This window comes from Bacillus sp. FJAT-42315 (genome assembly GCF_002797375.1).
GTDB lineage: Bacteria > Bacillota > Bacilli > Bacillales > Domibacillaceae > Bacillus_CE.
Genome location: NZ_KZ454941.1, coordinates 3,068,259 through 3,082,320, shown reverse-complemented (window position 1 = coordinate 3,082,320; position 14,062 = coordinate 3,068,259). Strand labels below are relative to the sequence as shown.

General features: G+C 41.9%; 11 protein-coding genes. 5 read left to right on the top strand and 6 right to left on the bottom strand.

Annotated elements, in window-relative coordinates; genetic code table 11:
- Window positions 1–88: 88 nt before the first annotated feature.
- Window positions 89–1,747: a glutamine--tRNA ligase/YqeY domain fusion protein gene (locus tag CEF22_RS15125; protein ID WP_100403513.1), complete on the bottom strand. Its 1,659-nt coding sequence runs from the start codon at window positions 1,745–1,747 to the stop codon at window positions 89–91.
- A gap of 174 nt (window positions 1,748–1,921) precedes the next feature.
- On the opposite strand from CEF22_RS15125, the gene recQ reads away from it, so the two are divergent.
- Both recQ and CEF22_RS15115 read left to right on the top strand, forming a co-directional pair.
- Entirely contained in the window at window positions 1,922–4,042 is a 2,121-nt protein-coding gene (recQ, locus tag CEF22_RS15120; RefSeq protein WP_100403512.1) for a DNA helicase RecQ, read from the top strand.
- Window positions 4,043–4,477: 435 nt separating this feature from the next.
- Complete coding sequence (locus CEF22_RS15115; protein WP_198508076.1) at window positions 4,478–6,583, top strand: PAS domain-containing sensor histidine kinase; 2,106 nt, start codon at window positions 4,478–4,480, stop codon at window positions 6,581–6,583.
- 44 nt (window positions 6,584–6,627) lie between these two features.
- Here CEF22_RS15115 and CEF22_RS15110 read toward each other — a convergent pair whose 3' ends face one another.
- Complete coding sequence (locus CEF22_RS15110) at window positions 6,628–6,936, bottom strand: DUF948 domain-containing protein (RefSeq protein WP_094836744.1); 309 nt, start codon at window positions 6,934–6,936, stop codon at window positions 6,628–6,630.
- A 90-nt stretch (window positions 6,937–7,026) separates the two neighbouring features.
- On the opposite strand from CEF22_RS15110, the gene CEF22_RS15105 reads away from it, so the two are divergent.
- Entirely contained in the window at window positions 7,027–7,614 is a 588-nt protein-coding gene (locus CEF22_RS15105; RefSeq protein ID WP_100403510.1) for a DNA-3-methyladenine glycosylase, read from the top strand.
- A 15-nt stretch (window positions 7,615–7,629) separates the two neighbouring features.
- On the opposite strand, the gene CEF22_RS15100 is transcribed toward CEF22_RS15105, so the two are convergent.
- Complete coding sequence (locus tag CEF22_RS15100) at window positions 7,630–8,535, bottom strand: DMT family transporter (RefSeq protein WP_232726137.1); 906 nt, start codon at window positions 8,533–8,535, stop codon at window positions 7,630–7,632.
- A gap of 259 nt (window positions 8,536–8,794) precedes the next feature.
- Here CEF22_RS15100 and CEF22_RS15095 point away from each other — a divergent pair, with 259 nt between their 5' ends.
- Both CEF22_RS15095 and CEF22_RS15090 read left to right on the top strand, forming a co-directional pair.
- Window positions 8,795–10,165, top strand: a complete 1,371-nt coding sequence (locus CEF22_RS15095; protein WP_100403508.1) for a c-type cytochrome — start codon at window positions 8,795–8,797, stop codon at window positions 10,163–10,165.
- Window positions 10,131–11,183, top strand: a complete 1,053-nt coding sequence (locus CEF22_RS15090) for a cytochrome ubiquinol oxidase subunit I (protein ID WP_100403507.1) — start codon at window positions 10,131–10,133, stop codon at window positions 11,181–11,183. Before CEF22_RS15095 ends, CEF22_RS15090 begins: the two co-directional genes overlap by 35 nt.
- Before the next feature lie 38 nt (window positions 11,184–11,221).
- Here the strand turns inward: CEF22_RS15090 and CEF22_RS15085 are convergent, their stop codons facing one another.
- From CEF22_RS15085 to CEF22_RS15075, 3 genes are read right to left on the bottom strand one after another with little or no spacing between them, the layout of a single operon-like run.
- Entirely contained in the window at window positions 11,222–11,893 is a 672-nt protein-coding gene (locus CEF22_RS15085) for a LutC/YkgG family protein (protein WP_100403506.1), read from the bottom strand.
- The gene (locus tag CEF22_RS15080; protein WP_100403505.1) at window positions 11,886–13,316 is read right to left on the bottom strand and encodes a LutB/LldF family L-lactate oxidation iron-sulfur protein; all 1,431 of its coding nucleotides are present in this window, start codon (window positions 13,314–13,316) and stop codon (window positions 11,886–11,888) included. The genes CEF22_RS15085 and CEF22_RS15080 overlap by 8 nt, the downstream gene beginning before the upstream one ends.
- Window positions 13,313–14,041, bottom strand: a complete 729-nt coding sequence (locus CEF22_RS15075; RefSeq protein WP_100403504.1) for a (Fe-S)-binding protein — start codon at window positions 14,039–14,041, stop codon at window positions 13,313–13,315. The genes CEF22_RS15080 and CEF22_RS15075 overlap by 4 nt, the downstream gene beginning before the upstream one ends.
- Between the last annotated feature and the right edge of the window lie 21 nt (window positions 14,042–14,062).

Sequence of the window (14,062 nt, the reverse complement as noted above, 5' to 3'; positions counted from 1 at the left end):
TTTTGTTGCTGAGTGACAAAAGAAAAAAATTAGGGGTTGCTATCATTGTATAGTATGATAGCAACCCCTAACTTGTATGTGCATTTTATTATTTCAATTTAAACGAGCTTTTCAAAGAGACGATGCGGTTAAAGACGACCTTTTCTTCCGTTGTATGTTTCGGGTCGACGTTGAAATAGCCATGTCTGAAAAATTGAAACTTATCTTGAGGCTTCACATCTTTCATATTTGGCTCAATGAAGCCATCAACGATTTCAAGCGAGTTTTTATTCACGTAATCCAAGAATGTCTTACCTTCTGTTTCTTCATTTTCTTCCGCGTCTAAAATCAATGGTTCATATAGACGGAATTCTGCAGGGATTGCATGAGTGGCATCGACCCAGTGCAATGTTCCTTTTACTTTACGGCCAGTAAAACCTGAACCGCTCTTCGTTTCTGGATCGTATGTGCAACGAAGCTCAATTACTTCACCGTTTTCATCTTTAATCACTTCTTCACATTTAATGAAGTAGGCGTGCTTTAAGCGAACTTCATTGCCAGGGAAGAGGCGGAAGTATTTCTTCGGCGGGTTTTCCATGAAATCTTCTTGCTCTACGTAAATTTCACGCGAAAAAGGAATTTTCCGTGTGCCCATTTCTGGATTTTCTGGATTGATTTCTGCATCAAGCCACTCTACTTGACCTTCTGGATAGTTTGTAATTACGACTTTTAGCGGCTTTAACACGCCCATAGTTCGTGGTGCTTTCAGCTTTAAGTCTTCACGTGCGAAATGCTCAAGCATTGCTGAATCGACTACACCAGAGCCTTTAGAGACCCCGATTTCACCGATGAAATCACGAATCGCTTTTGGTGTATAGCCTTTTCTTCGTAAGCCGGAAATCGTTGGTAGACGTGGATCGTCCCAGCCATCGACAAACCCTTCATCAACTAGCTGTTTTAATTTTCGTTTACTCATGACTGTATTGGAAATGTTTAAACGGCCAAACTCAATTTGCTGTGGCTGATGCTCCATTTCACATTCTCTTACAACCCAATCATAAAGCGGACGATGGTCTTCAAACTCTATCGTACAAAGAGAATGAGTGATACCTTCGATCGCATCTTCTAGTGGATGAGCAAAGTCATACATCGGATAGATGCACCATTTGTCACCAGTATTATGATGGCTCGCATGAGAGACTCGGTATAAAGCTGGATCACGTAAGTTTAAGTTTGGAGACGCCATATCAATTTTAGCGCGTAACACTTTTGAGCCGTTTTCAAATTCGCCGTTGCGCATTTTTTCAAATAAGTCGAGGTTTTCTTCAATCGAGCGGTTGCGATACGGACTTTCTTTTCCTGGCTCCGTTAATGTTCCACGATACTCACGCATTTCCTCAGCTGTTAAATCGTCGACATAGGCTTTGCCTTTTTTAATTAATAGAACCGCTCTGTCGTACATTTCTTCAAAGTAGTCAGACGCATAACGCAGTTCATCCCACTCATAACCGAGCCACTCGACATCCTCTTTAATCGAATCAACGTACTCCTGATCTTCCTTCAATGGATTTGTGTCATCAAAACGCAAATTTGTTTTTCCTTTAAAATCATCCGCTAACCCGAAATTGATGATGATCGACTTCGCATGACCAATATGTAAATACCCATTAGGCTCAGGAGGAAAACGAGTAATCACGTGATCTCGCTTTCCAGACTTTAAATCTTCCGTAATAATCGTTCTAATAAAATTTGATGAATGTTGTTCCAAACTGCAACCAGCCTTTCTATGTATGCTTTAGTTATTCCTATTATAGAGAAATAAGGAACAGAAATAAAGCGTAGAAAGTCAAAGAAGCGGCCGTAAAGAGCAAAGGTGGCTAAGAATCCTAAAAATACGATTTCCGCATGTTATAATGATGAAAAAACCAAAGGAAGTGGCATAATGCTTGAACAAGCCCAACAATTGTTGCAGTCTCATTTCGGTTATTCTGCATTCCGCAAAGGGCAGGAGCAAGCGATTGAGCACGTTCTTGCAGGAAGGAATACCATTTGTGTGATGCCGACGGGGGGCGGGAAGTCGATTTGTTATCAAATTCCAGCACTTGTTCTTCAAGGAACGACGATAGTCATTTCTCCACTGATCTCATTGATGAAAGATCAAGTCGATACATTATTAGAGGCGGGGATTCCGGCTGCCTACATTAATAGTTCACTTAGCCACAAAGAGGTCCGTGAGACGATGACAGCTGCTAAACATGGGGAATACAAATTATTGTACATCGCACCGGAGCGATTAGAATCCTTTGCCTTTATTGAAGAGTTACGAGAAATACAGATCCCGCTCGTGGCTGTTGATGAAGCGCATTGTATTTCGCAATGGGGGCATGATTTTCGTCCGAGCTATCGGCAAATCCAGCGGTTAGCGGATATGCTTGTCAGAAGGCCGGTGGTGCTAGCACTGACAGCGACGGCGACTCCGCAAGTACGCGATGATATTTGTCGCTTGCTTTCTATTGATGACAGCCATACAGTCATGACAGGATTTGAACGTGAAAATCTTTCTTTCTCTATCATCCAAGGGCAGGATCGCCAGCTATTTTTAAAAGATTATATTAAAAAGAATGAAAAGGAAGCGGGGATCATTTATGCGGCGACGAGAAAAACGGTCGATCAACTATTTGAACTCTTGAAAAAAAATAATATTTCGGTCGCTCGTTATCATGCCGGCATGAGTGACGCAGAGCGAGCGAATGAGCAGGATCGTTTTTTAACCGATCAAGCGTCAGTAATGGTTGCAACTAATGCGTTTGGAATGGGGATTGATAAGTCAAACATTCGCTATGTTCTTCATTTTCAATTGCCGAAAAATATGGAAAGCTATTATCAAGAGGCGGGACGTGCAGGACGAGATGGCTTGCCGAGTGAGTGTGTTTTGCTTTATTCTTCGCAAGATGTACAGACGCAGCGCTTTTTAATTGATCAATCGCAAGAGCGTGAGCGGATACCGAAAGAGCTTGAGAAGTTACAGTTAATGGTTGATTACTGTCATACAGAAAGCTGCTTGCAAAGCTTTATCGTGAAGTATTTCGGAGATCCCTCTTCAGAACCTTGTGGTCGCTGTGGAAACTGTACCGATTCAAGAAGCAGTGTGGATGTCACGAAAGAAGCGCAAATGGTGTTATCGTGCGTGATTCGTATGGGCCAACGTTTTGGCAAAGCGATGACGGCGCAAGTGTTAACTGGCTCGAGAAATAAAAAATTATTGGAGCTTGGCTTTGATCAATTGTCTACATATGGCATTATGAAACAGCAAAGTGCCAAAGAGGTCAGTCACTTTATCGAGTTTTTAATTTCTAAAGAGTTGCTCGGTGTGGAGCATGGTACGTATCCGACGATTTTTGTGACGAGTAACGGTAAGGACGTCTTACTCGGTCAGCAACCCGTTCAGCGAAAAGAAGTGGTGCAAACGAAGCAAATTTCGAAAGATGATCCGTTGTTTGAACAATTACGAAGTTTGCGCAAACAACTTGCTCAAGAAGCAGGTGTGGCGCCTTTTGTTATTTTTTCAGATTCGACGTTACAAGATATGTGTGCGAAACTTCCTCAATCGGATGAAGAGTTTTTAACCGTGAGCGGTGTCGGAAGCAGCAAGCTTGAAAAGTATGGCGAGGCTTTTCTACAAGTGATCGCTGAGTTTGTTAGCGAGCATCCGGAACGAGAGAAAGTAAGCACTGTTATCATTCCATCTACACCGAAGAAAAAGTCGGTGAGCGGCTCCCATTTGGAAACATTGGCTTTGCATCAAGCGCAATTAACCGTTGAAGAAATTGTGGAAAAACGTAATCTCTCTGCCTACACGATTGAAAATCATTTAGTGCAGTGTATAGAAGAAGGGGAAGATGTCGGTTTGGCTTCACTAGTTCCTGTTGCTTATCGATCATTACTTGAACAAGCAGTCGAGCAGGTCGGAGTGGATAAGCTAAAGCCGATCAAAGAGCAGCTTCCAGACGAAGTGACTTATGGAATGATCAAATTCTTTCTAGCGTTACAAAGAAAAGGTTGACGAACGCGAAGGATAATGATATCATAATAAATTCAGTTAGAAAGTAACTTAGAACGTTTTATATAGATACTGGCATTCTGCTATGTTTTTGACGCAAGACTTATTCACACTGGAGCGGCTTCGGAGCCGCAAGGACTTAAGAGAAGGCAGGGCTTAGGTCGTTTAGGTTCATCATAAACGACGATGTGGAACAAAACCGCGGCGGTTTCATTCCAAAATAGGAAGAACAAAACTCATTCATAAGCGTTGTGAGTTACGAATATATGCATATAAGGACGAGATTATCTCGTAAAAGAGCTTGTCTCCTACGAAAACATTCTATTTGTTTACTTAGGAGACAAGCTTTTTTTATTTTCAGTTCGTCTATACAGAAGAAAGAAGGATTTGGTAAGATGAAGTTAAAATGATCGAATGATTAGAAGCCTAGGTGAAAAAATGAAATGGTATAAATCGTACATTTTTTGGAGAATATTTCTGATTAATCTGGCTGTTATTTTTACTGTGTTATTCTTTGTTTTTACTGCTTCTCGTATCCTTCTCCCGGACATTTCTCAAAATATTTATCAGGAAATTACAGATAGAAATGCGAAGCGGATTAAAGAGAAAATATCGGTGGTGGCAGACGATATGAGGACTCTCGTTGTTCATGTACAGTCGAGAAAGGAACTACAGTCCACCGATCCAAATATGTTATATAAAGAATTGGATATGTTAAGCAATGTGTCTTCTTTTGTCGATAGCACTTTGATTGCGGATAAAGATGGCAATGTGCAAAGCTTTTTTCCGAAAGAAGGACATCATCCACCTACAAATGTAAAGGAGCAAGTGTATTTCCAACGAACGTTTGAAACTAAACAACCTTATGTGAGTGACGTGTTAAATATGCCATCACATGGGCCAGTTATTGTTTATTCTGTCCCGATTTTAGTTGATGGGGAAGTGAGTCGTGTCGTCAATTTGACGTTATGGATTAAAGAAAATCGAAATTTTCAAACGATTTTCCAAACGTACAAGTTCGGTCATGAAGAAGCTGGCTCCGCCTTTATCGTTGATCATCAAGGAAAAGTGATTTCCCATCCAAATGTGATGCAAATTGGCACAGATATGTCGGAACATCCGGCTGTTCAAAGGCTAAAGAGACACGAATCGGGGTATATAGGAGCGCCAGCTGAAGAGGATATGGACTATTTTTCTTCCTTTGAATATGTTCCATTGATGGATTGGGGGATTGTAGCAGAAGTACCGAAAGAGGATGTATATTATCAATATCATTTATTTATGAAATCATTGTGGATCATGTCGATTTTCGTTGTTTTTGTTCTGTCTGCACTGACAGCTTTATATGCTCAAGATCTTATAAAGCCGATTAGGCGGTTATATACAGCGGTGGATTTAATGGCTAAAGGGAATGATCAGCAGATGATCTCTCCCATTGTCAAAGGTGAGATCGGGGTGCTTTCGACTCGCTTTAACGAGATGGTCGAACATATGCGAAATTCGAAATTAAGCTTACAAAGAAAAGAAGAAGAGTTACGACAGCAGAAGGAATTTTTCCGCACGGTGATCGACATGAATCCGAGTTATATTTATGCGGTAGACGGAGAAGGGTACTTTACGTTTGTGAATCAATCTTTCGCTTCATTTTTAGGTCGCGACGTGTCTGACTTTGAAGGGAAGAAAGTATCAGACTTTTCTTTTAAACAAGAGCGAGAAGTGGGACAGACGAATCCTTTTATTAGAGAAATGTTTATCAATTCTACAGGTGATATGCGCCATGTAGAAACGGCACATTTGCCAATTTTTTCGGCTTTGAATCAATTGGAACAAACGCTTTATGTCTCGACAGATATTACTGAGAGAATTCAAGCAGAGGAGTGGATTCGAACATCGGAAAAGCTGACGATTGTTGGAGAGTTAGCTGCTGGTGTCGCCCATGAAATTCGAAATCCACTAACTTCGATTAAAGGATTTGTTCAATTAATGAAAGAGGATTCGCCGGAAAAGCAGCCTTATTTAGAAGTCATTGATTCAGAAATTGAGCGAATGAGCGCTATTGTGAATGAGTTTCTTGTTCTTGGTAAACCGCAAGCGATGAAGTTTCAACCAACGAATATGAATAAATTAATTCAAGAGGTCATTACACTACTAGCGGCTCAAGCGAATATGAATGGGGTACAAATCAAGCAAGAGTTTTCCTTGCAATTACCGATTATTTACTGTGATCGAAATCAAATGAAGCAAGTGTTTATTAATATTTTAAAAAATGCCATTGAAGCGATGTCAAATGGTGGTCAAGTTGATATTGAAACGAAGTTAACAGCGAGTGGTGTGGTGTTCACTTTTAAAGATGAAGGTATTGGTATTTCTGAAGAACGATTAGCACGGCTTGGCGAACCTTTTTACAGTACGAAAGAGAAGGGGACGGGGCTTGGCTTAATGGTCAGTTACCGTATTGTTGAAGCTCATGATGCCTATATGAGCATTACAAGTGAATTAGGGAAAGGTACTAGGGTGGAAGTGGTATTTCCGTTAAATCAGTAAAAAAATGAAGGCAAAGAGAACGCTTCTCTTTGCCTTCATTCCGTTTAGGATAGTTTGTTTTTCACTGCGATGCTTAATTGTTTGATAGCCTCTGGTGTTTGTTTCGCTTCTGCTATCACTTGTGTGACGATTTCTTTCTTTTGTTCGATATCTTGCTGAATGCCTGCTTGATGGGCGGTTAATGCTTGAACTTCTGTTTGTAGCTTCATTTGTTGTTCGTTGATTCTTTCTGAAGCAGATTGCAGTCGATTTAATTTCGGTTGCATCGTTTTTAATGTGCTTATGACCGCGATGACTAAATAAAGGATGGCTATAATAAAGATAGCTAAGCTAGCCCAGCCGATGATTGCCATAAGATGACCTCCCTTTTATTTCTTTACTCTTTATTGTAAGGGACTCGACTATGTTTTTCCATTCATTCAAGCAAAAGAAGGAGAGAAAAAATGAATCCGTATCGTCTGTTTGAAAAAGAATTTTATCAGCAATCAACCTTGCAGTTGGCAAAAGCGTTACTCGGGTGCAAGTTAGTAAAAGTAACAAATGAAGGAACGACCGCAGGCTTTATTGTTGAAACAGAAGCGTATTGTGGGCCTGATGATCGAGCGGCTCATAGCTTTAATAATCGGCGCACGAAACGAACAGAGATTATGTTTCAAGAAGCGGGGCGTGTGTATACGTATGTGATGCATACGCATTGCTTGTTGAATGTCGTTAGTGGAGAAGTAGATCAGCCAGAAGCGGTTTTAATTCGAGCGGTAGAGCCATGTGAAGGTGTAGAGTTAATGTTTGATCGACGTGGGACGATGCCATTGAAAAATTTGACGAGCGGGCCAGGGAAGTTAACGAAAGCGATGGGCGTTACGATGGAGGACTATGGGCGAAGATTCAATGAGCCGCCATTGTTTATCGCAGAAGGGCTGGTGCCAGAAGACATTTCTGTCGGATCACGAATTGGGATTGAAAACTCTGGGGAAGCGAAAGATTATCCATGGCGTTTTTGGATTACAGACAATCCATTTGTTTCAAGGTAAAAGCGGAGGCTGATGTCAGCTCCGCTTTTGTATTTGGATATTTTGTTTTCGCTGTCGCTGTAATTCTTCTAACGAGCCTGAGCCTAGTAGGACACCAGAAACGATCAAAATAAACCCGATCAAATGTGCCGGTAACATCGCTTCGTCCAGTAATACTGCTGCTGCAACGAGTGAAAAAAAGGTACTTAAATTCATAAAAATAGACGCTTCTGCTGCTCCAATTTTTCCAATGGCGTAATTGTAAATCATATGACCGAACGCCGTTGCCATAATCGCTGAAAAGAAGAACACCACCCAAACAAGAGGGGGAGCGGCAGATAGATGAGAGAGACCTTGTGGTTCCATCCATAAACTGATCATAAAAAGGATGATAGACCCGAATAACAGCATATATCCGGTTAATAGCCGAGGATCGAGCGTAGCTGACGCTTTTTTTATCAAAATAAAGCTGAGTGCCTGAGTCAGAATTGCTAGGAAAATATCGATATCTCCGGCTGTTATCGCACTGATACCTGTTTTACCAGCAAGTACTGTAAAGCTCACACCAGCTCCGCCAAGCAAAAAGCCGATCCAACGGGCAACGGTAAGCTTTCCTTTTAATAGGATAGTGGCAAACAGAGCCGTTAATAATGGACCTAGTCCTAAAATAAGCCCAGCGTTCGTCGCGGACGTCTTCGTTAACCCTTCCGCTAAAAAATAATGATGACAAACGACGCTTAACAATGCCCCACCGAAAATATATCCCCATTCTTTTCCTTGAGGTCGCCGTATTTGCTTAGTGATCGCAAGTGTCAAAAACACGGCTAGCGAGGCAGTGAAAATTCGCAACGCTGTAATCGTCACAGGTAGAAAATGCTCCACCAAAATTTTAATGAGTGACACATTCACTCCCCAAATCATCATCGTACCTACTAGAATCATATAAACCCGCGCATGTCCCACCATACCCCTCCGTTCTATCTACTATCATTATACAGGCGTCTTGTTGATAAAAATAGCGCCCTTCGCTTTTGGTCTGTTCAAACTATTGAAAAAAGATTGAATAAAATTAATGGTTTATGAAATTTATAGGAAGGAAGTTTAACGATTCGACAACAATCTCTCTTTCTTCACACTTATCTCAAAATGTGACAGTAACCTTTTAGATGACATTCATTTATTTGTTAAGGGGGTTATGAAATTGAACTTTCCAACGGTCGAGTTTCCGTGGTTTGGGAATGGGACGATTATTGCTTTAATCGCCATTATTCATGTCATTATTAGTCATGGGGTGGCGATTGGGGCAACGACATTAATGGTGACGGCTGAGTATAATGCGTTTCGAAAAAAAGACATCAAGCTAGATGCCTTTGCTAGAAAGATGGCGAAATGGATTTTAATTATTACAACGACAGCTGGTGCGATGACTGGGGTAGGGATTTGGTTTTCGACGACGGTCATTCAGCCAGATTCGATTGGTTCACTTTTGCGCATTTTCTTCTGGGCGTGGGTCGCTGAATGGGCTGTCTTTATTACGGAAGTCGTTCTCTTAATTATTTATTACTACACCTGGGATTTGTATAAGGAAACGGCGAAAAAAATGAAGCATATTCGCATCGGAATTGCGCTATGTATCTTTTCGTGGATTACAGCGGCGATTATTACCGGGGTGCTGGCAGCTAAGTTGACGCCAGGACAATGGACGGAGACGTTCTCTTTTTGGCATGCATTTTTCAACCCAACGTATTTACCTTCATTAGGTTTTCGAACGTTTTTAGCGTTGTTATTGGCGATTGGCCTTTTCTCGTTCTTCGTCAAGTGGCGTGTGAAGGATCAAGAACTCAAGCAGGAGATCTTTCGCATTTTCTCTATGTGGTCGGCGATTTCAATTCCAGGCATTTTACTGACAGCCATTTGGTATTTGCAATCGATTCCGCAAGAGGCGTATGATTTAGTCGTTTATTCGACAGGTATGAGTGAGAAAATGTTTGACATCATTAATTTAACAGGCTTAGGTGTGATTCTCCTCTTTATTTTTTGGGCAGCGATCAAGCCGAAGACGTTGCCGTTGATTTTATCATTTGCAGTACTAGGGGCGTCGATGGGCTTCATTGCTGAATTTGAATTTGTCCGCGAGTCGGTGCGCAAGCCGTTCATTATTTATGATTATATGTATGCTAATGGGGTGCTCGCGAAGGATGTGGAGAAATACAACAAAGAAGGGGTGCTTGCTCATTCCACTTTTGCCGAGACGACGAATGTCACTAGTAGCAATATGTATGAGGCCGGGCAAGAAGTGTATAAAGGGCAGTGTATGACGTGCCATACAGTCGATGGCTGGCGATCAAAGCGTGCGTTAAATAACCGATTAGACGGCTGGTCGGAGGAAACAATTAAGGGTTTTATTCCAACAATGCATAATGTTCGTCCAGTTATGCCACCGTTTGTGGGGACAGAGGAAGAGTTAGAAGCTTTAAGTCATTATTTATATAAGATCGTCAATGAGGGTAAACAAACGGTAAAGGGGGAGAAAGAGAATGATACTAGCGCAAGCATTACCGATACCAAATGATATTCAGCTCCCAATACCAGGTGATATGGGCTTGTTAACGATTTTGTTGATTGTCACATTTTTACTGCATATTGTGTTTGTTAATGTGACGATTTCACTTGCTACAGGGGCGGTTATTTTAGAGGCGATTGGGATGAAAAAACAAAGTAAACTGTATGATCGCATCGCCCAAATTTGTTCGTATCATGCATCGATTCATAAAAGTATTGCCGTTGTCCTTGGGGTTGGACCGATTTTGTTAGTGAGTATTGTCTATACGCAATACTTCTATTCATCAACGATTTTGATCGGGAAAGCATGGTTAAGTATTATTGTGCTATTAATCGTTGCGTTCCTGCTTTTATACGCTTATAAATTTCTTTGGGAGAAATTAGCGAACAAAAAAGTCCTGCATTTACTGATTGGTTTAGCCGCAAGCTTAATCTTATTGTTTGTGCCCCTAATTTTCATTGTGAATGTTGTGTCGATGCTCTACCCGGAAAAATGGATGGAATCGAACGGCTTTTTCCACGGCTTATTTTATTACCCGCAAGTATGGCAACGATATGCTCACTTTATGTTATCAAGTTTTGCGGCGGGTGGATTGTATCTTTATTTGTTTTATACATTTAAGTATCGCTCAAAGAAAAAACAGGAGCCAAGCTATCAAGAGGAGGAAGCGGATCAGCGCGTTAGAAAGATTGGCATTAAAGCGACGTTTTGGATCACGCTTTGTCAATTCGCAGCTGGTACACTTGTGCTATTTGCATTAAAGCAAGATGTGATGTTGCTTTATATGGGAGGCAATGCATTAACGACGGGGCTATTAGTAGGGTCGATTATTGTGACGCTTATTTTATTAGGCTTCTTATACGTCACTGATAAAAAAGATTCGCATCGCGCGTTTATGGGAGCGCTCGCTTCATTTCTACTTGTGTTAGGTATGATGGGGTGGATGAGACATGAAGTGAGGGAAGCCTACTTACAGCCTCATATTGAAGATCATCCGCGAACGATGGAGATGCCAGTTAATAAATAGATGAAAGGGTCGGAGTGATATCCGACCCTTTCTGACTATTAATCTGTTCGCACAATTGCATATACGTGTTTTGGACCGTGGACACCAGTCGTCATTTGTAGCTCGATATCGCCGCTTTTACTCGGTCCGGTGAGAAAGTGTAATGTAGAAAAGTCTTTCTCTCTAATTTTTGTAAAGAGATTGCCCATTCGAGCGACAAGCTGTTCCTGTTTGAAAATAATAATGTGGACAGGAGGGAGGAGGCTGACGCCGCGTCCTTTTTTCTCATTATAGATCAAAACAGCTGTGCCGGTATTGGCGATCGCGAAGTCAGCAGTCGTAATGCCGATATCAGCTTGTTTTGCGATGGCGATATTGCTTTCTTTCGTCGCTTCTTTATCCCAAACGTCGATCGTCGCCTTAGCTGTAATGGCTGTTTGATCAATTGACAGCTTGGCTAATTCTTCATCATCCCAGCGTATGATCGATTGCGCTTGATGGCGTTCGATAATCGTTTGCAACGCTTGCTGAACGTCTTTTATGTCGTTGGCCATAAACACTTCACCATGGATAGCTTCAAGGTTTCTTGTATATTCTTCTATTAATTCTTCTTGTGAATAAGAGAGTACGGCGTTACGTTCGGGTATTCCTTTTGAATAAGAGGCCACTTGATCGTTAGTTGAGCGGCCGAGTCGAGTTTGGATGTTTCGTAGAAAATCAGTTTTATTCATTCGACGGACCTCCTTGGTGCTTAATTGATGTTTTCCAGCGCTCACGGAAGGAGGTTTGGACTTGCGGGAATTCACGCGAATCGGTCCAGCCCTTCATAAATGGTGTGTTCTCTTTAAAATGTCCATCTTTAATAAACGGCTTTTGCAACAGCTGCCCAGCTTTCGTCGCTTTATCATATAACGTCGGCGAGCTGAACGTTTTTCCGAACATATTAAACGCCATTTTTTCCAACGGAGATGTGTATCCGTCTTGTACGTTGCGATGACGCAGTTTGACGAGCATATCATGTAGCGGGATTCTAACGGGACAAGCTTCATGACAAGCACCACATAGGCTTGATGCATATGATAATTCGGCTGCCTGCTTAGAATCTTGATTTAACAATGGCGTTAACACCGCTCCGATCGGTCCGTTATAAACTGAGCCATAGGAGTGACCACCGACGTGACGGTAAACAGGACAAACATTAATGCATGCACCACAGCGAATACAGTTGAGAATTTCTTGAAAATCTGGGTCGCCCAGTTGTTGAGATCGTCCATTGTCTAAAATGATGACATGCATCTGTTTCGGCCCATCATTTTCATGACTGCGTACCGGCTTTAAAATCGAGACGCCGGAAGAAATTTTCTGCCCGGTTCCAGCACGAGGCAGAAGGTTAATGACAACTTCGAAATCTTCCCATGTCGGGACAATTCGTTCCATTCCCATAAAGACGATATGAGTATCAGGAAGCGTCGTCACCATGCGAGCATTTCCTTCATTTGTTAAAAGTGAGATTGCTCCCTCTTCAGCGATGGCAAAGTTACAGCCAGTGATTCCGATGTCTGCGGCTAGGAATTTTTCGCGAATGGCTGAACGGGCAAAGCCGACAAGTGTTTGTAAGTCAGCCGCAACTTCATGACCACCCTCTTTAGCAAATAACTCCGCCACTTGCTCCTTCGTTTTATGGACAGCGGGACCAAGTAAGTGAGAAGGGTGCTCGCCAGCGAGTTGAAGAATGTACTCACCTAAGTCTGTTTCAACCGTTTCCACACCGATTTCTTCCAAGGCATGATTTAATTTAATTTCTTCTGTCACCATCGATTTGGATTTCACGGCATATTTTCCATCGACGCTTTTGACGATTTGCCGCGCATGCTCTAACGCTTCAGCGGCATCTTTCGCAAAATGTACATGGCCACCTTGTTTTTCGACATTGTCTGCGAACTGAGACAAATAATAATCTAAGTGCTGAATTGTATGGCTACGGATTTCACTGCCGCGCTTACGCCATTCTTCCCAGTTACCGATTTCTTCTGCCGCTTGTAGTCGCCCGTGATGAAGCTTTTCTGTTGCACGGGCAACGGCTTGTCTAGCATGTGTATCGGTAATTTCTTTTTTGACACGTTCTTTTAACGTGCCACCTGCATAAAGGGTCATGCTGTCACCCCCTGATCAAGAACTTCGGCAATGTGCATCACTTCTACATGAGAACCGAGCTGATTCATTCGACCGCCAATGTTCATTAAACAGCCCATATCGGAGCTGATTAACACATCAGGTTGTGTCGATTGTACATGAGTCGCTTTCTCCGTCACCATTTGTTTAGAAATATCAGACATCTTTACAGCGAACGTTCCTCCGAAGCCACAGCAATCCGATTTGTAAGGTAGATCAACTAGTTGTAAGCCTTTGACGTGGCTGAGTAAAGTTAACGGCTCATCCTTGACATGAAGCAGTCTGGATGTATGGCAAGAAGGGTGGAAGGTCGCCCGTTTTTCTAGGCTAGCACCGACATCTTCTACCTTTAATACGTGAACTAAAAACTGGGTGAATTCGTATGTTTTTGCGATCAATTCATCTGCTTTTTTGCGCCATACCGGATCATCTTTAAATATTTCTGGATAGTAGTGATGAATCATTCCTGTGCAAGAACCCGAAGGCAACACAACGAATTCACTTTTTTCAAATACTTGAATTGTATGTTTCGCCACTTTTTCGCCATCTTTTTGATATCCGCTGTTGAAAGCAGGTTGACCGCAGCATGTTTGTCCTTCTGGAAAGTCTACCGTCACTCCTTGGCGGTTTAAAATACGAACAACGCTTTCTCCAACTTGTGGATAGAGGTTGTCTGCTAAACAAGTAATAAATAATGAAGCGTTCATCGTCTATCTCCCATTTCTATG

Coding starts and splice junctions, on each gene's coding strand:
- recQ (WP_100403512.1), top strand. CDS start 1,922: ATGCTTGAACAAGCCCAACAATTGTTGCAGTCTCATTTCGGTTATTCT.
- CEF22_RS15115 (WP_198508076.1), top strand. CDS start 4,478: ATGAAATGGTATAAATCGTACATTTTTTGGAGAATATTTCTGATTAAT.
- CEF22_RS15110 (WP_094836744.1), bottom strand. CDS start 6,936: ATGGCAATCATCGGCTGGGCTAGCTTAGCTATCTTTATTATAGCCATC.
- CEF22_RS15105 (WP_100403510.1), top strand. CDS start 7,027: ATGAATCCGTATCGTCTGTTTGAAAAAGAATTTTATCAGCAATCAACC.
- CEF22_RS15100 (WP_232726137.1), bottom strand. CDS start 8,535: ATGATTCTAGTAGGTACGATGATGATTTGGGGAGTGAATGTGTCACTC.
- CEF22_RS15090 (WP_100403507.1), top strand. CDS start 10,131: ATGATACTAGCGCAAGCATTACCGATACCAAATGATATTCAGCTCCCA.
- CEF22_RS15085 (WP_100403506.1), bottom strand. CDS start 11,893: ATGAATAAAACTGATTTTCTACGAAACATCCAAACTCGACTCGGCCGC.
- CEF22_RS15080 (WP_100403505.1), bottom strand. CDS start 13,316: ATGACCCTTTATGCAGGTGGCACGTTAAAAGAACGTGTCAAAAAAGAA.
- CEF22_RS15075 (WP_100403504.1), bottom strand. CDS start 14,041: ATGAACGCTTCATTATTTATTACTTGTTTAGCAGACAACCTCTATCCA.